This window comes from Verrucomicrobiia bacterium (assembly GCA_035460805.1).
GTDB lineage: Bacteria > Patescibacteriota > UBA1384 > CAILIB01 > CAILIB01 > DATHWI01.
In genome coordinates, this window is sequence record DATHWI010000061.1 from 1 (window position 1) to 22,218 (window position 22,218).

The window sequence follows — 22,218 nt, forward strand, 5'->3', positions numbered from 1 at the left end:
ACGAAGCCTGGACGTAGTCCCTGACCTCGCTGGAGATGAGCTTGGGGATGACCCCGTATGCCGACTTTGGCTGGATCATCAGCCCATTGAGAAGCAGGAGGACGATTGCCTCTACTTGCATGAGCCCTTGCTGCCAGGAAACCGGCAGCTGATCCTCCGCGGTAAACATGGCGAGGGTCTCGTCCGTTTTCACCAGGTAACAGCGGTCTCCCTTAAAGAAGAGTAGACGCTGGATATTGGGAGTATATGCATGAAGTTGCGCTTGCACCTCTATGTATGCCACCACATCGTCACGCAGATCCTCCCGCAGAAGATAGGCGTTTACCTCCGGGGTCCAGCAGTGGACCATGTAGCACTCGACAGCCTGTCCCTTTGGGATCCAGGTAAGGTCTCGCAGGTCGACAAGTCGTCGGAGGAGCTCCGTCTCACCTTCCTCGCCACTGTTTGAGGGTGGGAAAAGGTCTATGGTGAACTCCTGCTCGGATCCGCCAATTTTTCGCGAAAAGGTTATCAACGTTTTTCCTTGCACCCGTGTGCGCTATCCTTATAGCAAATCCTGGGGTTTTAATCAAGGGGTAGAGAGCTTTACGCGCAGCATTTGGTCATCGGTAAAGAACTTGGTATCCCCCGATCCCAGCACAGGCTTGCCATCTATGATCAGTCCGTCATATCCTCCTTGCTTAAGTGCTGCATGGATGGCCTGCTGTGCGTCTGGCCGGTCACCCACAGACTCTTGCTTCCACTTCTCCCACAATTCACGGGTGGTGTTGTAGGGATTTTTCGCCTTTAGGAAAACACGTGCTTCGGGGTCGCTTGAAGCAGGGTCCCCCACCATTAGCGGTTCACCGTTTTTAGAGATCACCTTAGAGGTGTCTGACTCCCCATACTTAAGCGCGACCACCTCATTCCCTAGGTGGCGCTCCGTCATTCTTCCCTGGTCCTTATCGTCATAAGAGCGCATGTCAAAAGTGTTGTATCCCGCTTGGGGACGTGAAGAGGCGGGGAACGAACGGGTCACCCGGCCATCTTTCATAATCACCAAATACAGGTCCTTCTCGTCGTGAATATCGGCAATATCACGGATGATCCGCGGCGTATTGTCCGGATTGCGTTCGGCAACATATACCTTCTCACCCTGTCCGTGATGGATTACCTCGAGCAGGTCTTGTTCCTCAAGGGGGTCAAGTTTGGTAAAGACAGTGACATCCTGCCGCTCATTCTGTTCGTTGGTCGCTGTTTTAAAGCGGGTGGTTTTCCCTTCTGCGTCATATGAGTAGACGGAGCCTTTCGCAGTCATGAACCTGGCAATGGGCATTTCTTTCCAATCGCCAAACCACTGCTTGAACGATTCGGTCCGCACTAACTTCCATGCCTCTTCCGGGAGTTCGGAAGGAAGGCCGTGAACTGACGCAAGAAGTTGCCCGTCTTTGTTTCTGTCTTCTGGTTGGATGACAATATCTGCCGCTTCACGCTGCATGGTCTGCAGAAGCTGGTCTTCCGGGCTTTCCAGATGGTCCTGAGGGATGGCTTTTTGTTCAAAGACATTCATGGGCTAAGTATGGCAGGGATGCCAGGAAGTGGACAAATAAAAAACTCCAGGACTACATTGGCCTGGAGCAAAATACGCTACGCTTTCAAGTTGTCTGGGACAGTGGCAATTACCCCTTTGTCCGAAACCAACAGGAAGTGCTGGTGGGGTTTGACCAGGTTGTTGGGCAGGACCTCTGCCGAATACATGTAATCCAGGTGAGGGTCGGACTTCTTGTGATAGTCGCGCACCCTGGAAGCAACTTGCTCGTTGGTGAGACTAGGCTGACAACAGCACTGCTCAAAAGAAGTCGGCGTGTAACCCGCCTTCTGGGCGGTCACTAAACGAAGGACCCAACGCTCTGCCAGTCGCTCACTGACTGCGGTGGGAAGGCTCTGTAAAGTCTGCATACTCTTCAATGGCTCCAGTGTGGTTATACCAGGTGGGTTTGAAGCGTCAAGCATACTTCGGACACCCCATGCACATTGACTTTTTCCAATTTGGCGCTATACTGCCGCCCAGATCAGATCCCTGTCCCACAGCGGCTTTGACGTTCTTTTCCAGGAGGAAGGTAATTGAATGAACAGAAGAATGACCCCGAGCAGGGGCTGACCCGGTTGCGAGTGGTAACCTACAACACCAACCGCAACGACATGACGCGAGAGCGGCTGGAAAAAGTCTTCCAGCGTATTGAGGCCTTGGACGGCGACGTCTACGGTCTTCAAGAGTACTTGGCCAAAAACGTACATCTCCTCAGGGAGAGATTTGGCGACAGGTACACCATCCTTGAGGGTGATGTGTTCGAGGACATGGTCCATCACGTCATCATGGTCAAGGATGAGGCCCTGGAAGTTGTGCAGGGAACGGCGTTTTGCCTCACCCTCGGCGCAAGCAATGGGCTGCCAGGCAAACACCCGGAGGCCATCACTGTCCGGATGACTCAAGGCGTCATGCTCCAGAAGCGCGGTGGGTCCCCCACGTCCAGGATGCTCTTTGCGGTTACGCAGCTCGACAACGTAAGTGCCAGCGCGCGCGAGGAGGGCAACCGACAGTTGCTCGACTACTTTGCCAGCAACTGGCACCCTAAGCTGCCCAAAATCTACCTTGGGGACATGAATATCAACACCCAAGGGTACGCATCAACCAGGAAGATGCAGAAGCCACTGCTCGATATCGAGGAGGCCGGCTTCTACAACACCTGGACGTACGCCAACTGCGAGGCGCTACATCCCCCGACCTTCTTCGGAAGTGAGAACATCCAGGTGGAGGGCATGAAGGACCAGGACAGGTACACCTACAACCCTGACCATATCTTCGTGTCTGACGGGATTCACACGGTGCTCTGCCGGGTTGACTCCGATGATGAAGATTCAAGCGACCACCGGTCAAAGTATGCCGATGTGATTATGCTGGACTGGAAGTAGCGTTCTAGTGCCCCACCTGATGGTGGGGCATTTTTATGACGTGTCGGAGGTAACCCACGCCTCTATTGCACTATATAGACGGTAAGCCACCTACTCCCGGTAAATCGCTGACCATGGGTAAGTCCTCAACTGCCGGTAGATCACTCACCGTAGGCAACTCTTCAATCGTTGGCAGCTCATTCACCGTAGGCAACGCTTCAATTGTTGGCAAACTGTCAATCGGAGGTAGCTCCATTGTAGCCATAATAAAGATCCCTAATGACACGCACTTCTTATGGGCGCAGTATACCAAAACTAAACATGTCACTGTAAGGCACGATAGGGTGGTTCGAACTCCAATAAGTTCGTCGTTCGAACCTGGATTTACCAAAGAAAAGAACCACCTTTCGGTGGTTCTTTTCTTTGGTGGACCCTAGGAGATTCGAACTCCTCACCTCCTCGGTGCAAACGAGGCGCTCTACCAAATGAGCTAAGGGCCCAAGTGAGGCGAATTACGAAAGCTTGCTTTCGTAATTATGCCGAACGAGGGTTCTATCTGCGCAGCAGATAGGGCCCGCACTTGGGAGTAAACAGTGCCCGACACTTTTAATAGCCAGATCACACTACCAAATAATCCCCACCCAGACAACCTAAAAGAACCTGATCGCAAGATACGACGCAATAATTAGAACCACACCAATCATCCGCCATGCCCCATAGCTCCCGCCTGGCCCCAAATGCTCCTCAAAATACCGGACATGCCCAAACATCCGCACGATCTGGAAAGGATATACCACGGCCAGTATGCCACCAATAAGGAGCCCAAAGACAATAAACAGTTTCATGAGCCCAGTATACCAAACCAGGCCGGACAACCGTACAATAAAGAAGCAATGGAAAACGATACTAACTTTCGGCTGCTCGTTTATGGCATGGAGATCATCCTCGCCCTAGGCCTTATAGGCTGGATGAGAGGCTCTTTGCGTGGCGCACGGGAGAAATGGTCGTTTATCTTAAAAATACTCGCTGGCGGGGCACTTGCAGCAGTTTTATCGGCCGTCGTTACCCTTAAGTATTCCTTTAACATCCCGGAGCTGACAAAAACCCATCCCAGCCTCGTCAATGAGTACGGCATATGGCTTAAAGTCATCAACCACTTGGCGGGAAGCATGATTGAGGAACTGGGAAAGTACATGATTGGCGTATTTACCCTGCTCTCCACGCGTCATGTCCATAAAATGAGTGACACTATTGTGTACCTTATTGTCATTGGGCTCGGCTTCTCACTCATTGAAGATGCTTTCTTCTTGCTTGACCCCCAGTCCTCCCCGCTCCTGCGCCTCATGAGCTTTTACCTCCACTCCGGCACAAGCGCCATTATTGGCTACAGCTTAGGGCGGTATAAGTTTGGCCTCGCCAGCTACCGCGAGCTGCTCCTTGCCGTCTTTGCTGCCATCATTTTGCACTTTGGGTTTAACCTCACTAGCGAGCTTTACGGCAACCCGGCGCTCTATGTGGCGTTTGGTATCAGCACCTTTATTACCTTGCAGATTTTCATCCTGTTCCGTCGCACCCTCGTGGAAGAGTACGGCCTGGAACTCCGTGCCAAGCGCTTACGCTACACTAAAATTGTGACTGGCAAGACAGAAGTGAAGGCCTGCTAAAGGTTTACCAGGTTGACGAACTAGCATTTTCTGCCATATATAGCAAAGTTCTTAACAATTCGAAGTTTGTTTCACGGATGCGTCACCCGGGAGGTGGACATATGAGTCTTGCTCAATGCAACGATGCGCAGTTCAAGGGATGGAGAGGCCCTCTGTTCCCCAAGGCTCTCGAAGAGCTTAACCAAACGTACAACATGCTGGAAGGCGATTGGACGGCAGAGATGCTGGACAAGGTAGCCCGGCACATCGAAGGGTACATCACGAAGCGCCGCTTCGTCACCACGGACGGTTATGACTGGTTCTGGGCCCTCACCCTCAATATGGAGGTGGGTATCCGGATCATGGTTGCCCTACCCTACCGCTGCGACACGCAGTGTACAGATGGCGCGGCGTCCGACCGGTCCATTGCCGTGTACTCGCAGACAATCCAAAAGGAGTGTCACCGCATGGCAGAGATTGCTGCGCTCCGCGTGAATGACGCCATGAAACGAGTGCTCACCCATTCGCAGAAAATGGCTGCAACTGGTTCAGCATAGCGCCGCACTTTTCTTGATATCCAAGCCACTCGTTAGGGTGGCTTTTTCATATGGAAAACACCTCTTACGCATTGCTCAGTTTAAGAAAACAGGCTATAGTAGCCGACAGTCGCAGATAGCGGCCTGGAGATCCAGTATGTTCTTTACCATCGTCGTGATTCTCATCACCCTCTTTTCCTTCAGCTACCACGAGTTCGGCCATGCAATTGCCTTCCGGCACTGCAAGGTTGCGGTTGAGGAAATTTCCCTCTTGGGATTCAAGGTGAAAAACCTGTTCCTCACCCTCCCCATCAAATGGGATCTCTTTCCCGGGACCAAATGGATAATTACCCCCCTGTTTCTAGGGGCCTATGTCCGCCCGGAAGAAGCCTGGGACAAGTGCACCAAAAAGGATGCACTCTATATAGCGGGTATGGGACCGCTCATGAGTATCCAATACGGCCTTTTCTGGCTTGCGGTTACACAGGCCATCCTAGCCATTGGCGACGCCCAAGGAGAGTTGCTCACCCACCTCCCCCACATCCTATTACAGGCGGGCATATGGCTCGTCGTGCTATGGGCGATATGGCGCCTACGGTACCTGCTCTGCGTGTATGTACTGCTTCCCCTTGGCTGCGCCATTACTTTCATCGTCTTGGCTGCCATCATCAAGACGGGGATAGAAGCGGTTGGAGTAAGCGACCTGGTGCGGGAAGTGCACGCCACCGGCGGCGCACTAGTCACCGAGCCCCTGTTTGAACAGGTCGCGGAGGCAATCCGGCAAGGTGCCACGTATGCAATTGCCTTTGGGCTCATCAACCTACTTGTCATCAGCCCGCTTGACGGCGGACACATGCTCACACAGGTGCTGCCCCAACGAGCGCTGAAGACGCACATGGTCATTGGCCTTGTTCTCATCGTGGTGCTTTTCGCCCTTCAAATAGGCCGGGATGCCTACAACCTCTTCCGAACCTTTTTCTGAACTAGGTTGCTCCAGATCTCCACAAAGACCCCTCAAGCGTGAGGGGTCTTTTTTCAATGCTTGTGCCAAACGAAACCTACTGCAAAGTAAGCTCAACCACCCTAGAGAGCAGTGCGGTGATAACTAAGAAGGCAAAGGTAAAGAAGAGGATGAAAGCCCGGCGTCTTCGGTCTGTGGGCCAAACATGCCGAGCGGCAATAACCAACCCAATCACGGTTAAGATATTACATGCGCCCACTTTCATGAAGGTGAAAGCACCTGCCCACGTCCGCCTGTCTGCAAAGATAGCCAAACCCACCAAAAGACTTGTGACAATGGAGCTTACTAGTAGGAAGAGTATCCCGTAGGCGAGAGGGTAATCTCCAATAAAGGAAATGTAGCGCGCTTTAAATGGTGTGCGTGAACTAATAGCTAGGTCCTGCGTGTATGCCTTGGCAGGGGCAGAGAGTTCAATATCGGTGTAGTCCACCGGCGTATTCTCATATGTGGCAAAAAACGGCGAAAGACCGGCCGAGTACGAAGGCGAGCTCTCCCTGTAGTAGGTAACCTTTGCGTACTTTTTTATGCCTCTGTAGAGCTTAGGTGAAACATGTCCCATTACCCTGATCACCTCGCCATGGCTGTGGTCGGAGTACGCGCTAGTGGGAATAAGCGGGTAATACATTTCTTTGGTGGGAAAAGAGACAAAGATCCCCTTCTGGCTCCCCGTGGATGGCAATGTTTCCCCCGTCCCCGTTACCCAGGAAACAACGAACGAGAAATCCTTCCCAATGTAGCTGGAGAGCGCCGTGATAGAACCCTCCTCTATCGTCAAACCCTTTCCCTTTAGGTAGGTGTAGAGGGCCTGGGAGGTTTTGGCCGTGAGCACTTCTGAGGTGATCCCCTCTTTAGTCAACGTATTGAAGACGACCACTTCCGGCTCGCTCTTCGTACCCAAGCTTTTTGACTGCGAAGCTGAAAGTGAAGGGGTACCGCTTTCACTAGATTCGATGGCCACGCTTCCCGTACTTGATACGAGACGCAACATGGTAAAAGGCACGATAGGCCAAATTTGGCTCAACTGAGAGAGCTCCCTTACCGGCTTGATATTCTTCCTAGCCGCTATGGCAATGTTTGTACCATGGAACTGCGGCATATCAGCCAGGGTATCCAGTTTGACATCTGAAGGGCTGGCAGGAATGGGCGCAATGACCACTACGCCTTTGTTACTCGCTTTTATTTCATGGCTCATCACCATTTTTTCGATCCCGTTTTCAAAGCTGATGAGGCCTTGGGCGTTGGTCGGCATGGCGTAGTCTAAGCCCGATCCAGACCCATTAATAGCAACGGCGCAGGCCAATGCGAGGGTGGGGCTAAAGAGGAGCAAGCCAAGCAAGAGGGCGAGGCCTCCCTTGAGGTAAACCCGGACTGGACGCTTCATATGTTTGATGAGTGAGAAATTATTTCACTCATAAGTATATACCCCCGAAAGGCTTTGGGCGGACAATGTTAAGCATATAAAAAAACCCCCCAGTAAACTGGAGGGTGAAACTTACTTGTTGCGAAACCACTATTAGCCGAAGCTAGGTCGCGCAAGCTGGTCACGCATTCTCCCAAGAAGCTCCTGCATGCGCAGCGCCTCTTGGCTCGTCGTAACATCTGAAGAATGCAGTAGGAGGTGAAGTGGGTTATCACCCTGCAGTCCAAGCAGCGCCCCTATCATGCCGATCTGAACTAAGCGCTCATCAAGGTTCGTCATGGCGCTAAACCAATCTGAGCCTGACTCAATCCTAAAAATGAGCGGTCCCCAGGAAGGGTGGGGAATCCAAAGGGATCCACATGAGTCAATCAGGGCACCCTCAGGAAGGGTGACAAGCTGAAACACCTCATTCTCGCCTCTCTGCCAGATCTCCCAATGTCGTGTCTCATCGACTGCACCACAACTCCCCCGTATAGCTTCCTCATCGGAGTCAGGGCACCGGTAAAAAGCTACGAACCCCCCTTGAGGCTCCACTGCAATTTCAACCTGGGAAGTATCCTTGATGCAGAGGCCCGGCAACAAGCCCTTCTTTTCGAGCAAAGGCTTAAATACCGAGTTGAGATCTTGGTCTTTGAGGGCAATGGCATCAAATCCCACCGCGTCCTTCTCATCTAGCCCCGTAAGCGCATAGCCGGTGATGGCTGCGCGCCAAAGATACATTTTACGTTCCCACTGCTCAGGATGCAGAACACGATGCACGAGCACCGCTTCGATCACCTCTTCGATGGTCGGGTAAAACGGTTCCTGATTTGTTAAAATACAAAACTTCAATCGGTTCTTCACCCATTCCTTCCTGACTCTTTTAACGTCCTGTCAGGGGGACTATCAAAGCATGAAACTTATACCATATGACTACCTGAGTGTCAAGCAACCCCTTCAGTTACGGATGATAAGATATTGGGGAAGTCGAACCATGGTTTCGAGTCATATTGCCAAAGCAAAAATAAAAGCGCCCCGAAGGGTGCTCTTATTTTTGGTGGGCGATAATGGACTCGAACCATTGACCTCGTCATTATCAGTGACGCGCTCTAACCACCTGAGCTAATCGCCCGCATTTTCTCCAACTTCAAACCTGAAACTTTTCTAAAGCGTCTTGACGATACTACCTGAAAATCAGGTTCATGCCAAGTCTTTACGCGCAATTCCCCGCACGAAAAAAGACCACGCAAAAGGTGGTCTTTTTTTCACATTTGAGAACACTGTACTTTTTGTTGCAGTGAAAGGCTGGCGCTTTTCTTCAATTGCCAGTCTCTCAATTGCTTGAGAGAGTTACACCCTAAAGGGTGGACGACCTGGGCATCAGAGTATTGGAGTATCTTACGATATTCCAGCTGAATGCCTGTCCTTTTAGAAAGGAGGTATTCCATCCGCACCTTCCGGTACGGATACCTTGTTACGACTTAACCCTGATCATCGAACTCGCCGTAGTGACTTAATAAAAAATCCCTTCGGGCGCTCCCGACTTTCGTGGTTTGACGGGCGGTGTGTACAAGACCCGAGAACGTATTCACGGCAGTGTGGCTGACCTGCCGTTACTAGTGATTCCGACTTCATGAGGGCGAGTTGCAGCCCTCAATCCGAACTGAGGGGAGGTTTGTTAGGATTAGCTCCGCCTTGCGGCTTGGCGACCCATTGTTACTCCCCATTGTAGCGCGTGTGTAGCCCTAGGCGTAAGGGCCATGCTGATTTGACATCATCCCCACCTTCCTCCCGGTTAACCCGGGCAGTTTCCTGTGAGAAGTGTAACACAGGATAAGGGTTGCGCTCGTTAACCGACTGAACGGGACACCTCACGGCACGAGCTGACGACAACCATGCAACACCTGTCACCGAGTTCCTTTCGGCACGGCTCTCTTTCAAGAGCTTTCTCGGGATGTCAAGCCTAGGTAAGGTTCTTCGCTTAGTATCGAATTAAACCACACGCTCCACCACTTGTGCGGGTCCCCGTCAATTCCTTTGAGTTTTAAACTTGCGTTCGTACTCCCCAGGCGGCTCACTTAACGCGTTAGCTTCGGTCCAAAGAGGGGTCGATACCTCCCAAGACCTAGTGAGCAAAGTTTACAGCGTGGACTACCGGGGTATCTAATCCCGTTTGCTCCCCACGCTTTCGCATCTCAGTGTCAGGTAAAACCCAGTAAGCTGCCTTCGCCATTGGTGTTCCTTTCGATATCTACGGATTTCACTCCTACACCGAAAGTTCCGCTTACCCCTGTTTTCCTCAAGCTTTGCAGTATCGAAAACGTTTCCGACGTTAAGCGTCGGTCTTTCATCGTCGACTTACAAAACCACCTACATGCGCTTTACGCCCAGTAATTCCGGACAACGTTAGCACCCCCCGTATTACCGCGGCTGCTGGCACGGGGTTAGCCGGTGCTTATTCACGAGTACAGTTCATAAAATTACTTCCTCGTAAAAGGGGTTTACGACCCGAAGGCCTTCATCCCCCACGCGGCGTCGCTGCATCAGACTTTCGTCCATTGTGCAAGATTCCCAACTGCTGCCTCCCGTAGGAGTTCGGGCCGTGTCTCAGTCCCGATCTGACTGGTCATCCTCTCAGACCAGTTACCCGTCATAGGCTTGGTAGGCTTTTACCCCACCAACTACCTGATAGGAAACAGGCCGCTCTCGTGGCGCCTTGCGGCTTTGATCTTGCGATCATATGCGGTATTACCTCCGGTTTCCCGGAGCTATCCCCCACCTCGAGGTACGTTCCTGTCCATTACTCAGCCGTCCGCAACTAGACTCTAGTAAACTAGAGCCACGTTCTACTTGCATGTGTTAGGCACGCCGCCAACGTTCGTCCTGAGCCAGGATCAAACTCTCCAAATTACTTTACGTCCAGTGGACGTCGTGTCAAAAACACGAAGTGAATAGAAATAGCTTTCGATTCACTGCAACAAAAAATACAGAATGCATTCAAACATCAAACATGTGAATAGGCTCAAATGTTGCGCACCGAATTGGTAACGATCGCATGATTGTCCGCCCTGTTTTCCCTCTATTTTTTAGGGGGTAACAATGAAAGCGGCAGTACCGGAGTACTGTCGTGCCTGATTACATTACCTAGTTCGCCCAACCCTGTCAAGCGTTTTTGACCGAGTGACAGACTTTTTCTCTTTTCCAGGTTACAACAGGTTCATTATGGGCAGCTGGAGACGCCTGAGCTAACGGCCTTGTTTACCCCATTACCTGCCGCAAAGCCCTTTGTAGTATATGTTCCTGCCGTTAGGTCGCTCTGCTGTGCGGCAAAGTCGTATACATAACTGGACTGTCCCGATGCACTTCCTCCCACATATTTACTGGAGGCACCAACGTCCTCAGCCGTTGGCGTATTTTCTAAGGATGTCCAAACAGCCACCAAGTCACTGCGGCTGGTCATATCCTGTGTACACGTTGTGGTGAGGCCCCGGATGACCACGTAATCCGGTTCGGTCACGCTGTTTGTAGCGCTCCTACGAAGGGGGTCCTTAGGAACAGTAGTAAGAAGCCCGCGCGCGGAAAGAGCCTCGCCAATTGTACGGCTCATATACGTTCTTCCCGGATAGGTAGCGTAGCCGCCGCTTACAACGGAAGACCCTAGGTTCAGTTTCCCGTACGAACGGCCAGTTGCCCCCACACACCCGGCAGCCGCTGAACCTATTGGGGCAGTATTCACATCTACCGGCAAGGTACAGGTGGCACTCGGGTATGTCATGTGGGTGGTACCCGAAACGGCCATGTACTGGCTAAAGGCACCAGTAATGGTCTCTACATCGGCCTTCCGCCTGCCATCGCGTGAATTACGCCGGGCAGAACTAAAGACAATGGTCACTAAGGAAGAGAGGATGGCGAGAATGGATATCGCCACCAACATTTCTACTAAGGAAAAACCCCTGGGACGTATTGGCATACTGCCAGTATATACCCCTGGTCTTGATATGAAAAACGCCCTCCCGATGGGGAGGGCGCAAGAGTTGCACATTCTTAACCAGCCATCACGCGCCAGTCTTTCTGGATGCCACTGGCATTTGTCGAGGCCCCCTTGGGACCGCTCAAGCGGATGAAGGACCATTGCAGCCCCAGGACATCCAACTTGTGGGTTTGCTGGTCTTGGTCCACAAACGTCCCTGCTAATCCCGCACCGAAGTGGAGCGTGAAGAAGTGATAGGATGTTTTGCCATTGGTACCGATAAAGGACTGAGGCTGCTGTGCGGACAGCACGTCCGTCGGCTCCACGGGAAGCCACCAGCCACGGAACAACCGCTCCACCCTGGTATGTTGATCCATCTGCAGGGTATCGGGGCGAATCAGGTGGCCCATAATTGTCCGCGTAGGGACTCCCGCCTTACGAAGGGCAGAGCCAAGAAGGCTGCTCTTCCCCAGGCAGTCCGTGCCACCAAACGCGTTGCTGGCAGAAGTTGCCTTCTTTACATACCCGACTTGGGCAATGCTCCGCATGGCTGCTGCATCCAGCTCCAAGCTGTTGGTGCCAACCCCCAAGGGAAGGCCACCGAGGAAGGACCGCAGGCCGCTACTAGGTGCACTGAAGTCCATGTACTTGGTTGCCAAGAGGTACTCACCGCCCGGCCGTTCCGGACCATCAGTCTGGGGAACCGTTGCCGCATACATTTCGCAGCTGTACTGAATGTCTACATATACCCCGCGGGAAAGGGAGGTATCCCCGTCCTTTCCCTTCCATACAAGGACAAAGCCGGGAACCTGCCCCTCACTCCCAAGAAGTGGGACGTCGTACCGCTGCACAGCACCCTCTGGCACCGGGGTGCCGTCAAGGGAATGCAGCTGGGCGGAAACGATTTTGACATTCTTCTGGGTCGCCGTTTCTGGCGGGACCGTATTCCAGACCTCGATCTTGGTAACCCCGTTGGCCGGGTACCTGACGCGTTGCTGAAAAATGACAGTGCCCAGCGGTTTTAAGTGCGGGCCGAGAACAGGTTTTGGAGGCGGAGCCATGGCCCCAACCGTCATGTCTTGACCAAACGCAAGTGCGCACGCCAAGAAAAAGAAAAGTACCATCAAACGTCGCATAGGTGTTTACCTCGAATTGGAAAGGATCGCTATTTCCTATGAGCTACATCAGAAATGTGCCCTTTGGTCAAGGAGGAAATGGTGAATACCCGCAGTATACTCCGCCTTACAACCCTAGGCGAGGACACTAAAACGTGTACCATATTAGAGAACACGATACCCATTTTCTTATGAAACTTAGCTCACTCTCACTCCCCTCGTGGACCCCACCACGCTGGCTGCGTAACGACCAACCGCTCGTGCGTGGCATCGTTACGCTTGGCACACTCTTTTTCATCTCGGTCCAAGCGTTAGGCAATATGCCTTATTCCTCGCTTCGCTCCACCTTCCAGCCTGTCCGCCGCGTGTTTGACACGCTGGGGCTTTACCAACGCGGCTGGGGAATGTTTGCAGCCACCAATACCAACACAAGCGTTACCCGCATAGAGCTCCTCTATAGCAATGGTGATATTAAGCGCGAGCAGCTTCTCTACCTCATGCCAGGGTACCGGATGACGGCCTGGAACGAAGTACAACAAGACCTCCAGTTTGATGACAACAACGACCGCAAAGGAAAATACCTGACTGGTTTCCTTGAATACTCCTGTAAGCAATACGATACCAATCGAGGCAACCCATTGGTCTCCATTGCCTTCCAGCAACAAACCCTCCGTATCCCAGCCGACAAAAAGAAGGCAGAGCGCGAAGTGCCGTACGTAACACGCCGCACCCAAGTGTGCCGGAATAACTAGCCATGAAAATCACCCTCACCTCCCACCCGTTTGCCGACTGGTTTTTCCCTCTCGTTACTATCCGCGCCCTTAAGATATTCCGCATCGCCCTAGGGATAGTCACCCTGTGCGCCATTGGTGTTTGGCTGCCCCACCTAGAAGCCTTCTTTAGCAGCCAGGGCTACGTGACCGCTTCATATATTTTTGATGTCACGTTGTACTCTCATCTCAGCGTCTTCTTCCTCTACGACGCCCCATGGTTTGTTTACACGGTGTACGGGCTCATGGTCCTTTCAACTTTTGCCATGATCTTTGGGATTGGCGGACGCTTAAGTGCCATTTTCACCTACCTTCTTTTCATTAGCTTTGCCAGCCGTTTCCCCTTGGTTTTCTACGGGGCAATCGATGCCATCCATTCCTTCCTCTTCTTCAACATACTGCATCCGGCGGATGCATACTCCCCATGGGGCAAGGGTGGTATAAAGGAGCGCTCCCGCCTGGTTCCTGCCTGGTCCATGCGCATGGTTCAACTGACCCTATGCCTTGTCTACTTCTACGCCGCCTGCCAGAAGATCCGGGTCGGCACCTGGTGGAATGGCACCGAAATTCTCAATTCCCTCTCTACACGGTTTGGTGCCTTCAACTTCTACTGGCTCGTTAAGTACCCCGTGATTGTGAACTTCATGACATACTTCTCCTGGTTTTCAGAAGTAAGCTTCCCCTTCCTAGTCTTCAACCCGGTTACCCGCCGCTTTGCACTACTCATGATTGTAAGCATGCACATTGGCATTGGCCTTATGATGAACGCATCGTTCTTCACCCCTATCATGCTTGCGGGGCTCGCCTGCTTTATAGCGCCCGAGGATGAGCTGCGCGTGGCAGAATTATGGCACAAATATACCCGTCGTTTTGGGACGGGTATACAGCGCTCAGTGGCAGCTCGCAGGAAAACCGCGTAGCGGTTAGGCCTTAAGGGTTTTCATTGCGCCTTTGTCTTCGCCGAGGACAGCATCAATAAGGCCGTACTCTTTAGCCGCGGCTGCAGTTAAGTAGTAGTCGCGGTCGGTGTCTTTCTCTATCTTGGCGATATCTTGGCCTGTGCGTTCTGCCAGGATCTTATTGAGGGAATCCTTAAGGCTGAGGATTTCCTCTGCTTGGATTTTAATGTCAGAAGCCTGACCCTCAGCGCCACCTAGGACTTGGTGAATCATAATGCGGGAGTTGGGCAGCGAATGGCGCTTCCCCTTCTCACCTGCAGCAAGCAATACTGCACCCATACTGGCAGCCATGCCAACGCAAATGGTGGCAACGTCTGGTTTGACGTAGTTCATGGTGTCCATGATGGACAAGCCTGCGTATACCGAGCCCCCAGGGCTGTTGATATACATCTGGATGTCTTTCTTTGGGTCCTCTGCCTCCAGGAAGAGCAGCTGGGCATTGATGAGGTTGGCCACATCGCTATCGATAGGGCCACCAAGGAAAATGATCCGGTCCCGAAGGAGACGGGAGTAAATATCGTACGCACGTTCCCCGTGCTGGGTTTTCTCAAGAACGGTTGGGATGAGGTATGACATAGTACTGGTACTGTAGCGCGAGAAAAAAAGAATGTAAAGGTTACTTTACATTCTTTTTGCGTATACCCACCATGATCCAAGGGTCAGTAGACTTATCCAGCCTTCCTGCGTAGAAAATGCTGTACCGCGCACCTATAAGTTTCTTCAAGAGGTGTGGGGTATAGAGGTAAAACTCTCGCACGCCAAACCTATCATTCTTCATAAAGCCGCGGTATCGACCGTATTTTAGGGAAAGATAGATAACGGCCCCAGGCGCCAGACGAGAATGCATACGACGGAACAAGTCGGCCACCTCTTCCTGGTTAAGGTGGAGGAGCGTGGCGAAACCAAACACCATTTCCGTACCCTGCGGTATCTCCCACTCAGTAATGTCAGCCTCCACAAAACGAGTCCCCGGGTGCTTTTCCCGTGCATACGCCAAGAGCTCAGTGACAAAATCGACACCAACGTAATCGTCGGTATGCTGCAGGATCTCACCCGTATCCCCACCAGTACCAACCCCAAGCTCGACTGTTTTGGGATTTTTCTTAGCAAGAAAGGAGAAGCCGCGCGCCACTTCTTGGGCACGGTGTGGAAACAGGGAAAAGTACTCAGCAAACTCCCCCGCTTTTGTGCGGTAGGTTTCAATGGTTTGAGAGCGCTCTTCTGTCATATGCTCACTTTAGCAAAAAGCCCGCTTGGAGCGGGCATTTTTTACTTGGTAGCAATCTCAATCAACCGGTCCATTGCCTGGCGCATAGCCTCTGCGCTGGAAGCTTCAATCTTTTCTTCCTGAATCACCTTGCCCAAGGCCAGGCCAATCCGGACGTTCTTCTCAGCTTGAGGACGGATGTCTTCGCGGACCTCTTCTTCGTTCTTTTTCACTTCAGCCAAATACTGTTCCCAGCTTACCTGCATGCGCTGGAAACGGTCTTTGTTATCTTTGATAACACGCTCAACCTCTTGGGCAACAAGGGACTCTGGCGCATCAAACTTGGCAATATCTAGGAGCTTGGCCAGAATGTCTTCTTCCAGGTCTGCTGTCTGCTTTTCCTTACGCTCTTCTTCCAGGTTGTTTTTAACCATATCGCGGAGGGCAACTAGGTCTTTTTGACCATAGGAAAGGGCAAACTCATCATTGAGCTCTGGCATCACCATGGCCTTCAGCTCGTTGATACCCACGGTGAACTCGGCTTCTTTTCCGGCAAGCTCGGTAGCGTGGTAATCCTTAGGGAAAGTAATCTTGAAGGTTGTCTCTTCACCTTCCTTAAGGCCGATCATGTTCTCTTCAAAACCTGGGATAAGCTGGCCTTTGCCCACAATCACCGGATGCGCCTGGCTCTGCATATCTTCCCGCTTCACACCGCCCACGGAGCCGGAGAACCGGATTTCTGCCCACATATCCTTCTCTACCTTGGTATCCTTCTCAGCTGGCTCTAAGCGGGCACGCTGACGACGAAGCTCTGCAACAACCTCGTCAATATCGGCCTCCGTAACAGGCTCAAGCTTTGGCATCTTGGCCTTGATCTTCTGGTAACCGTCCACCTTCACATCAGGGACGATGTCCACCTCGGCATCAAAGGTCACTGCAACCTCATCGTCTTTTGTCTCGTCGCTTGGGGCGACAAAGTTTGTTACTTCAACGCTTGGGCTGGAAACAGGGACCAATTTGGCTTCCTCTAGCGCATCGTAGTATGCGTGGGAAATGGCGTGGTCCATGGCAGACGCTTCAATGCGCTGGCGGCCAACCTGCTGCAGCACCTTGGTCTTAGGGGCTTTTCCGGGACGGAAGCCCTCTACTTTAGTATCCTTGGCAACTGATTCAAGCTCATGGTCAAAGGCATGGCGAAACTGGGCTGCATTGGCAGTGATGGTGAGCTTTACGCGGCTTTTGGGGAGATCTTTGCGCGATGTAATCATGAGTGAGTGAGTGCGAACACTCATAAGAAACTGCGTTTTGCGCGAAATAGACGCGCAAAGCCGATCATTTCTTATGAGTGTTCGCACTCCCTTTAGGTGTAAATGGAAGAATTACCAGGTTTAGTGCCTGTTTACCGTATCAGGTTTATTCTCCCCTGGCTACTAGTAAAGTAGGGAACTTCTGGTTTAGTATTGCATCACAACCATCCGCCAAAACGGTGGTGACGGAGAAAATATGAGACGAAAAAAGGTTCCGACTGATGCGGAAACAAGGTTCGGCCTTTGCATCAGTTTTTCCAAGATCATCCCGGGAATCCCGGGAAGCGAGGAATTTAACATTCTGGGAAAACGGAAGACGGGCTCCTTTGAACTCGTCACCAGCCTTCCCCCACTCCCCAAGTCAGCCCTTGGACCACACCTGGAAACACTCTGCGAGCACGCAGAGCGGATGTACTTCAACGACATCCCTCACGGGTGCAAGGCATACGTAGACCTTTCCAACCTGGAAATTGACGAGGATGGCGCCTTCGATATCAGTGCGCTCTATGAGACAGAATCAGACTCCGTACTGATTCACCTTATCCAGCATGAGCGCCTGCACCTCCTGAGCGCCTACTTCATTCCCGACTAAACCAAAAGCCCCGCGCGTGCGGGGCTTTTTCTTATCATCTGGGTAAGGCTAGTTCTTCGCCTCTTCCAGCGCCACAACCGCAGGCAGCTTGGTACCGGCAAGCAGCTCAAGGGCTGCGCCTCCGCCCGTAGAAACAAAGGTGAAGTGGTCGTGGAGCTTGAGACGGGTAATCTCCTCTACGGTGTCTCCGCCAGCCACAATACTGGTCACACCCTTCATGGCGCCAATATACTCGGCAATAGCCTTGCTTCCTTTGGCGTATTCCTCTTCTTCGGTGTAACCCAGGCTTCCGTTCCAAAAGATCATCTTGGCCGGCGCGAGGAACTCTTTGAACTGTTCAATTGCACCAGGGCCAATGTCCAAGTAGCTGAAGGTGTCGCCGTTTTCCTTTTTGGCATAGTCCTTGGCCAGCACAAGCTTGTCGCCAAACATTTCCATAAGCTTTTCGGCTTCGTGGATGGCATCTTTTTCCGCCTTGGACTCACTAATCTCCTCACCCTTGGCAAGGAGGAAGGTATTAGCCATGGCACCCCCGATGAGGATGTGGTCAGCCATTTTGCCCAACTTTTCCATGACATCAATTTTGTCACTCACCTTGGCACCGCCCATTATGATGACAAAAGGATGCTCGGGCTTCTCGGTAAGTTTGCCTAACATTTCCAATTCTTTTTCCAAGAGGAAACCTGGGTAACTTGGGATGTACTTCTCAGGTATAACCAGAGAGGCATGGGCCCGGTGGTCCACCGCAAACGCGTCGTTCACGTAAAGGTCGGCAAGGCTGGCCAACATGTGGCCAAAGGTATCATTGTTCTCTTCTTCCTGAGGGAAAAAGCGCACATTAGGGAGGACAAGGATGTCACCCTCTTGCATACCTTCAATGGCCTTGTGGACATCGTCATGGTCAATTTGGTGGGCCATTTGGACAGTATGCTCTGGGAACAAATCAGCCAGACGCTCTGCCACAGGTCGCAAGCTGAATTCTTCCATTTCATGGCCCTCAGGGCGGCCCAAGTGGGAAACAATAATAATTTTGGCACCGTGCTCCATAAGGTACTCGATCGTTGGGACGGTTGCCTGGATGCGGAAGTCATCTTTAATGACGCCACCCTTAAGGGGAACGTTGTAGTCCGGACGGTAGAGGACCCGCTTCCCCTTAAGTTCTGCTGTACGAAGGTCGTTCATCGTTAACTAGTTGGCGAATGATGTTTGGAGGTGTGGCCATGGGTATGTGCCATGTCGTCGGCAATTTGGCACATGGTGACAAATGCCTTGAGCTTCAGACTGGCGCTCCCTGGCAACAATCCATCACAGTCTTTAAGCTCTAAGAAGCCACGTGCATTTTCATCGTTAGCTGAACCTCCGTAGAGAATACGTACTGAATCGGGCAGTTTAGCCCTAAGTGCAGCCATCACTTCTTGAGCATACTCGGGGGTTGCAGCCTTGCCTGTACCAATTGCCCAAACAGGCTCGTAGGCTACGATAATCTGAGCCTTTTGCTCATCAGACAGATCGGCAATGATTTTTTCCAACTGTGCCGCAACCTCATTTTTAGAAGTAGCAGACTGCTCATCCTCCCCTACGCAGAGGATGGGAATAAGACCATTGTTCAGTGCAGCTTCCAGCTTGTCAGCGAGAAGGGTTGGACGCTCATGAAAGGTGTGTACGCGCTCCGAGTGACCAATAATGACGTACTCCGCCACTTCCTTCACCATTAGTGGGGATGTTTCACCGGTAAACGCGCCGCTCTCTTCAAAGTACATGTTCTGCGCACCCAGGGAGAGGTGAGGGAGTTTTCCCTTGGGTACAATCTGGGCCATTTCTGTCAGCCAGATGGTGGGCGGGCACATGACAATTTCAATGCGCTCTATATGCTCTGCGCCATCCCGCACGCCGGAAGCGAGAACATGGGCATCGGCAAGTGTGGTGTTCATTTTCCAGTTGCCGGCAATAACTGGGACGCGTGATGTATTCATAGCCTCAGTATACGGCAGGGCAACCTTATTGACTATGTAGGGGTTTTATGCTATACATTCTTCGTGGGAAATAGCAAAAACGTACCGCTCCTAGGTGCCGCCGTGTGCCTAATCATCCTGGCCGTCTGGATCTTCCTTGGCTGGCCCATCTGATTTTCAAACAAGTGCCCTCCGCAACGGAGGGCTTTTTCTTTTCCAGGTAAAAAATGTTGACATCCTCCCAGCCTTAGGAGTACATTAGCCCCCGGACCAATGGACAATTCCTGTGACATACAGGGGCCGGGACCATTTTCACGGCTCATAAGCTTCTTTCAGCGCATTGGCGCAACCATCGCAACCCGACATCGAGATGCTAAGGGCAGAGCCGCCCTTAAGCACTTACTCAGTGAGAGCAAGCATCTCCGGATTGTTGGCTACGACCCACAAAACCAAACACTCCAGGTCAAAGGACCAGGATTGGAGGTCACAGTCTGGCTCACGTGCGCCCCAGCGGAGCGGCCACGTAAGAAGCACAGACCAAAAATGAAGGATCTCAAGTGGGAGGATGGAAGGCTCCAGGGCCGCTTCATCCAATCACTCTAAGAGATGTACTCAGGCCCGGCACATGCCGGGCCTCTTTTTAAACCCCTATGGCAGGCCTAGCAGGCTTTTTCGGTGAAGCGCACGATAGTACGTAATGGCAAACCTATGGGCCTCCTCCCGCAACTGCTCTGCCACCTGCTGCCAAGCCTCACGGCTCATTTGGGGAAACTTTTCCCAATCGTCACCATACAAGTCAACGTTCTTACGGGTAGGGCCCTTGGCAACAGTTCCCATAGCCACGGCATCTTCCAGTTCCGCCTCACGCCGTTCTGAAAGTACGCTGGAGAGCTGTCCCTTTCCACCGTCTACCAAAATAAAGTCGGGCAGTGACCAATGTTGAAGCTTCCCCTTCCCGCGTTTCAAGCGACGCCCTAGCACCTCGTGGAGCATGTCCGTATCGGAGATCTTCTCGATAGTACGTACCTTGAACTTGCGGTACCGGTCACGCTCAAAGAGGAAACGGGTGCGTGCGTCGTCCTTAGTAGTAACGGGGGTAATCTTTCCATCACGGATGATGCCGCAAACGCAGGAACCTACAGCAAACATGCCGGTGTTATTGGAGATGTCATAACACTCAATGCGCAAGTCTGCTTCCGGGTTATAGGTATGGCCCACGCGGATTGTCCCACGGGCATCACGGAACGTGTCTATGATGTGCTGGAAATGCTCAAGCGCATACAACCGGTTGCGATGGCGCGCCGCTTCTTCGTAGCGCTCTGCCTCAGCAGCCGCTTGCATTTCCATTTGGACAACCTGCATTACCTGCGCCTTGTCCCCACGCAAAAAGGCCCGGACTTGGTCGATGTTTTTGCGGTATTCCTCTTTGGTAACCTTATGCACGCATGGTGCCGTGCACACGCCTAAGGCACCAAACAGACAACCATGGCCAAGCGCCTCATAGGTTTTGTACTTTGCTGGTGTGCAGTCACGGAAGGGCCAAATGGAACGGATGCTCTTCAGGGCCTCACGCACACTGCCGGCTGAAGTGAAGGGGCCGTAGTACTCAATGTGGTCCACCTTTTGCTTAATGCGCACGCCTTCCCGAAGCCGCTTGTGCTTAATGAGCGCATCTTCCAGTTCTTTTTCCCGCCCTATGGTAACCGGTGGAAAATCGTGGGAGAGGTCAATTTTAATAACCACAAAGGACTTATCGTCCCGCAGTTTAATGTTGTACCGCGGTTTGTAGTGGCGGATGAGCCGTGCCTCCAACATGAGGGCCTCCAACTCAGTAGGCGCCAACTCGTGGTCCACTTTTACCGCCATGTTTACCATTCGCACCAGGCCAGAATTCCGTGTGACCGCCAAGTCACTGGCAAAGTACGAACGAACCCTGTCTTTAAGGCGGAGCGCTTTGCCCACATACAAAACCTCCCCCTGCTCATCTTTGAAGAGGTAAACCCCCGTAGACTGAGGCAGGGCTGCGACAGATTGAAGAAGCGATTCTTGCGGCATATTCCAGGGCATTCTACCAGAAAGATCCCCTCCCTCCGATAATGTGGTTTTGCACCTGGAAAAGAAAAGATCCCCGCGGGTTGCGGGGATCTTAAATTGACTAGCGTAACGCCATACGTTCCGCCTCTTCTTGCCAGAAGCTGGCCAAGGTTGCGGCGAAGAACGGCATGAAGTCACTCAGCTCCAGTTCATCATCCTCGGGCAGGGCAAAGCGCAGGTCAACCCTGCGGCAGTCTTCCGTGCTTACCAACATGTAGATAATGAGCCGGGAATGAAGGGTTAAGAGATCTTTCAAGGCCCGGGCCAATGCGGCACAACGCCCATCCTTATCCCAGGTCTTTATAACCTCGTAGCCAGGCTCTGGGTCATACCCAGCCGTGATCACTGCAATCCGAGGGGTAGTCTCCCCGTAGCTGCTTTCTTCCACGGGATCCATATCCACATTGCCAAACAACAGGAGCGGATCCGCAAACCTCAGGCTTAGTGCCGCCGCCAAGACGGAGTAATGCATGAGAAGAATTCTGCCCGCCGCGGAAACTCCCTGGGCAGATGCTGAGACGCAAATGTTCACCGAGTCCTTGGCACTCCGCCGCGAAACAATCCGCTTGGAATTCCAGGGCCTGTCTTGCACGTATAGCCCGCCAAGCCCTTCAACTGTTACTTCTACCAATTCACTCATTCCAATCCTCCAATACAAACATGCGCTCTTTTTAACAGAAAAGCGCTTCCAGAGGAAGCGCTTTGTTCTTAGAGCTGGTCCA

At 52.3% G+C, this 22,218-nt stretch carries 23 protein-coding genes, 2 tRNA genes and 1 rRNA gene; 7 read left to right on the forward strand and 19 right to left on the reverse strand.

From position 1 onward, the window contains the following. The 3 genes from VLA04_01925 to VLA04_01935 all read right to left on the reverse strand — a co-directional run. Positions 1 to 514 (reverse strand): hypothetical protein (locus VLA04_01925; protein ID HSI20454.1); only part of this gene is annotated, 514 nt, incomplete at its 3' end. A gap of 54 nt (positions 515 to 568) precedes the next feature. Continuing rightward, entirely contained in the window at positions 569 to 1,549 is a 981-nt protein-coding gene (locus tag VLA04_01930; protein HSI20455.1) for a hypothetical protein, read from the reverse strand. Between the two features lie 77 nt (positions 1,550 to 1,626). Continuing rightward, positions 1,627 to 1,938, reverse strand: coding sequence for a hypothetical protein (locus tag VLA04_01935; protein ID HSI20456.1), 312 nt, complete (start codon positions 1,936 to 1,938; stop codon positions 1,627 to 1,629). 165 nt (positions 1,939 to 2,103) lie between these two features. On the opposite strand from VLA04_01935, the gene VLA04_01940 reads away from it, so the two are divergent. After that, on the forward strand, positions 2,104 to 2,952 hold the full coding sequence (locus VLA04_01940; GenBank protein HSI20457.1) for a hypothetical protein: 849 nt from the start codon (positions 2,104 to 2,106) through the stop codon (positions 2,950 to 2,952). Between the two features lie 403 nt (positions 2,953 to 3,355). Here the strand turns inward: VLA04_01940 and VLA04_01945 are convergent. Further along, positions 3,356 to 3,431 (reverse strand) — tRNA-Ala (locus VLA04_01945). Between the two features lie 150 nt (positions 3,432 to 3,581). Next, positions 3,582 to 3,776, reverse strand: coding sequence for a hypothetical protein (locus tag VLA04_01950; GenBank protein ID HSI20458.1), 195 nt, complete (start codon positions 3,774 to 3,776; stop codon positions 3,582 to 3,584). 48 nt (positions 3,777 to 3,824) lie between these two features. Between VLA04_01950 and VLA04_01955 the strand changes: the two genes are divergently transcribed. The 3 genes from VLA04_01955 to VLA04_01965 all read left to right on the forward strand — a co-directional run bounded on the left by VLA04_01955 (position 3,825) and on the right by VLA04_01965 (position 6,092). After that, on the forward strand, positions 3,825 to 4,595 hold the full coding sequence (locus tag VLA04_01955; protein HSI20459.1) for a PrsW family glutamic-type intramembrane protease: 771 nt from the start codon (positions 3,825 to 3,827) through the stop codon (positions 4,593 to 4,595). Positions 4,596 to 4,696: 101 nt separating this feature from the next. After that, positions 4,697 to 5,131, forward strand: coding sequence for a hypothetical protein (locus VLA04_01960; GenBank protein ID HSI20460.1), 435 nt, complete (start codon positions 4,697 to 4,699; stop codon positions 5,129 to 5,131). A gap of 136 nt (positions 5,132 to 5,267) precedes the next feature. Beyond that, the gene (locus VLA04_01965) at positions 5,268 to 6,092 is read left to right on the forward strand and encodes a site-2 protease family protein (protein HSI20461.1); all 825 of its coding nucleotides are present in this window, start codon (positions 5,268 to 5,270) and stop codon (positions 6,090 to 6,092) included. A gap of 76 nt (positions 6,093 to 6,168) precedes the next feature. On the opposite strand, the gene VLA04_01970 is transcribed toward VLA04_01965, so the two are convergent. The 6 genes from VLA04_01970 to VLA04_01995 all read right to left on the reverse strand — a co-directional run bounded on the left by VLA04_01970 (position 6,169) and on the right by VLA04_01995 (position 12,636). After that, positions 6,169 to 7,512 carry a DUF2330 domain-containing protein gene (locus tag VLA04_01970; protein HSI20462.1) on the reverse strand — a complete coding sequence of 448 codons (1,344 nt, stop codon included), beginning with the start codon at positions 7,510 to 7,512 and terminating at the stop codon, positions 6,169 to 6,171. Positions 7,513 to 7,644: 132 nt separating this feature from the next. Further along, positions 7,645 to 8,271 carry a hypothetical protein gene (locus VLA04_01975; GenBank protein ID HSI20463.1) on the reverse strand — a complete coding sequence of 209 codons (627 nt, stop codon included), beginning with the start codon at positions 8,269 to 8,271 and terminating at the stop codon, positions 7,645 to 7,647. A 314-nt stretch (positions 8,272 to 8,585) separates the two neighbouring features. Continuing rightward, positions 8,586 to 8,662 (reverse strand) — tRNA-Ile (locus tag VLA04_01980). A gap of 300 nt (positions 8,663 to 8,962) precedes the next feature. Continuing rightward, a 16S ribosomal RNA gene (locus tag VLA04_01985) occupies positions 8,963 to 10,440 on the reverse strand. Positions 10,441 to 10,750: 310 nt separating this feature from the next. Next, on the reverse strand, positions 10,751 to 11,500 hold the full coding sequence (locus VLA04_01990) for a type II secretion system protein (protein ID HSI20464.1): 750 nt from the start codon (positions 11,498 to 11,500) through the stop codon (positions 10,751 to 10,753). A 74-nt stretch (positions 11,501 to 11,574) separates the two neighbouring features. Continuing rightward, positions 11,575 to 12,636 (reverse strand): transglutaminase domain-containing protein, encoded by a 1,062-nt coding sequence (locus VLA04_01995; protein ID HSI20465.1) that lies wholly within the window; start codon positions 12,634 to 12,636, stop codon positions 11,575 to 11,577. Between the two features lie 170 nt (positions 12,637 to 12,806). On the opposite strand from VLA04_01995, the gene VLA04_02000 reads away from it, so the two are divergent. Together VLA04_02000 and VLA04_02005 are read left to right on the forward strand one after the other, a co-directional pair. Next, positions 12,807 to 13,367, forward strand: coding sequence for a hypothetical protein (locus VLA04_02000; GenBank protein HSI20466.1), 561 nt, complete (start codon positions 12,807 to 12,809; stop codon positions 13,365 to 13,367). A 2-nt stretch (positions 13,368 to 13,369) separates the two neighbouring features. After that, entirely contained in the window at positions 13,370 to 14,305 is a 936-nt protein-coding gene (locus VLA04_02005; protein ID HSI20467.1) for an HTTM domain-containing protein, read from the forward strand. A gap of 3 nt (positions 14,306 to 14,308) precedes the next feature. Here VLA04_02005 and clpP read toward each other — a convergent pair whose 3' ends face one another. The 3 genes from clpP to tig are packed head-to-tail and all read right to left on the reverse strand — an operon-like array spanning position 14,309 to position 16,843. Beyond that, entirely contained in the window at positions 14,309 to 14,920 is a 612-nt protein-coding gene (gene clpP, locus VLA04_02010) for an ATP-dependent Clp endopeptidase proteolytic subunit ClpP (protein HSI20468.1), read from the reverse strand. A 40-nt stretch (positions 14,921 to 14,960) separates the two neighbouring features. Further along, positions 14,961 to 15,572, reverse strand: coding sequence for a class I SAM-dependent methyltransferase (locus tag VLA04_02015; protein ID HSI20469.1), 612 nt, complete (start codon positions 15,570 to 15,572; stop codon positions 14,961 to 14,963). Between the two features lie 41 nt (positions 15,573 to 15,613). Continuing rightward, positions 15,614 to 16,843 carry a trigger factor gene (gene tig / locus VLA04_02020; protein HSI20470.1) on the reverse strand — a complete coding sequence of 410 codons (1,230 nt, stop codon included), beginning with the start codon at positions 16,841 to 16,843 and terminating at the stop codon, positions 15,614 to 15,616. A 211-nt stretch (positions 16,844 to 17,054) separates the two neighbouring features. On the opposite strand from tig, the gene VLA04_02025 reads away from it, so the two are divergent. Further along, on the forward strand, positions 17,055 to 17,450 hold the full coding sequence (locus VLA04_02025) for a hypothetical protein (GenBank protein HSI20471.1): 396 nt from the start codon (positions 17,055 to 17,057) through the stop codon (positions 17,448 to 17,450). Positions 17,451 to 17,498: 48 nt separating this feature from the next. On the opposite strand, the gene VLA04_02030 is transcribed toward VLA04_02025, so the two are convergent. From VLA04_02030 to VLA04_02050, 5 genes are all read right to left on the reverse strand, one after another. After that, positions 17,499 to 18,632, reverse strand: a complete 1,134-nt coding sequence (locus VLA04_02030; GenBank protein ID HSI20472.1) for a phosphoglycerate kinase — start codon at positions 18,630 to 18,632, stop codon at positions 17,499 to 17,501. A 2-nt stretch (positions 18,633 to 18,634) separates the two neighbouring features. Beyond that, on the reverse strand, positions 18,635 to 19,423 hold the full coding sequence (gene tpiA, locus VLA04_02035; protein ID HSI20473.1) for a triose-phosphate isomerase: 789 nt from the start codon (positions 19,421 to 19,423) through the stop codon (positions 18,635 to 18,637). Positions 19,424 to 19,801: 378 nt separating this feature from the next. Next, positions 19,802 to 19,996, reverse strand: coding sequence for a hypothetical protein (locus VLA04_02040; GenBank protein HSI20474.1), 195 nt, complete (start codon positions 19,994 to 19,996; stop codon positions 19,802 to 19,804). A gap of 54 nt (positions 19,997 to 20,050) precedes the next feature. Further along, positions 20,051 to 21,457, reverse strand: coding sequence for a GIY-YIG nuclease family protein (locus tag VLA04_02045; GenBank protein HSI20475.1), 1,407 nt, complete (start codon positions 21,455 to 21,457; stop codon positions 20,051 to 20,053). Positions 21,458 to 21,557: 100 nt separating this feature from the next. Then, on the reverse strand, positions 21,558 to 22,218 hold a 661-nt coding region (locus VLA04_02050; GenBank protein ID HSI20476.1), incomplete at its 5' end, for a hypothetical protein.

Excerpts from the sequence above, each read along its gene's own strand:
- VLA04_01975 (HSI20463.1), bottom strand. The coding sequence starts at position 8,271 with ATGTATCTTTGGCGCGCAGCCATCACCGGCTATGCGCTTACGGGGCTA.
- VLA04_02045 (HSI20475.1), bottom strand. The coding sequence starts at position 21,457 with ATGCCGCAAGAATCGCTTCTTCAATCTGTCGCAGCCCTGCCTCAGTCT.
- VLA04_02030 (HSI20472.1), bottom strand. The coding sequence starts at position 18,632 with ATGAACGACCTTCGTACAGCAGAACTTAAGGGGAAGCGGGTCCTCTAC.
- VLA04_01990 (HSI20464.1), bottom strand. The coding sequence starts at position 11,500 with ATGCCAATACGTCCCAGGGGTTTTTCCTTAGTAGAAATGTTGGTGGCG.
- tig (HSI20470.1), bottom strand. The coding sequence starts at position 16,843 with ATGAGTGTTCGCACTCACTCACTCATGATTACATCGCGCAAAGATCTC.
- VLA04_01950 (HSI20458.1), bottom strand. The coding sequence starts at position 3,776 with ATGAAACTGTTTATTGTCTTTGGGCTCCTTATTGGTGGCATACTGGCC.
- clpP (HSI20468.1), bottom strand. The coding sequence starts at position 14,920 with ATGTCATACCTCATCCCAACCGTTCTTGAGAAAACCCAGCACGGGGAA.
- VLA04_01960 (HSI20460.1), top strand. The coding sequence starts at position 4,697 with ATGAGTCTTGCTCAATGCAACGATGCGCAGTTCAAGGGATGGAGAGGC.
- VLA04_01965 (HSI20461.1), top strand. The coding sequence starts at position 5,268 with ATGTTCTTTACCATCGTCGTGATTCTCATCACCCTCTTTTCCTTCAGC.
- VLA04_02025 (HSI20471.1), top strand. The coding sequence starts at position 17,055 with ATGAGACGAAAAAAGGTTCCGACTGATGCGGAAACAAGGTTCGGCCTT.
- VLA04_01970 (HSI20462.1), bottom strand. The coding sequence starts at position 7,512 with ATGAAGCGTCCAGTCCGGGTTTACCTCAAGGGAGGCCTCGCCCTCTTG.
- VLA04_01930 (HSI20455.1), bottom strand. The coding sequence starts at position 1,549 with ATGAATGTCTTTGAACAAAAAGCCATCCCTCAGGACCATCTGGAAAGC.
- VLA04_02005 (HSI20467.1), top strand. The coding sequence starts at position 13,370 with ATGAAAATCACCCTCACCTCCCACCCGTTTGCCGACTGGTTTTTCCCT.
- tpiA (HSI20473.1), bottom strand. The coding sequence starts at position 19,423 with ATGAATACATCACGCGTCCCAGTTATTGCCGGCAACTGGAAAATGAAC.
- VLA04_01995 (HSI20465.1), bottom strand. The coding sequence starts at position 12,636 with ATGCGACGTTTGATGGTACTTTTCTTTTTCTTGGCGTGCGCACTTGCG.
- VLA04_01955 (HSI20459.1), top strand. The coding sequence starts at position 3,825 with ATGGAAAACGATACTAACTTTCGGCTGCTCGTTTATGGCATGGAGATC.
- VLA04_02000 (HSI20466.1), top strand. The coding sequence starts at position 12,807 with ATGAAACTTAGCTCACTCTCACTCCCCTCGTGGACCCCACCACGCTGG.
- VLA04_02015 (HSI20469.1), bottom strand. The coding sequence starts at position 15,572 with ATGACAGAAGAGCGCTCTCAAACCATTGAAACCTACCGCACAAAAGCG.
- VLA04_01935 (HSI20456.1), bottom strand. The coding sequence starts at position 1,938 with ATGCAGACTTTACAGAGCCTTCCCACCGCAGTCAGTGAGCGACTGGCA.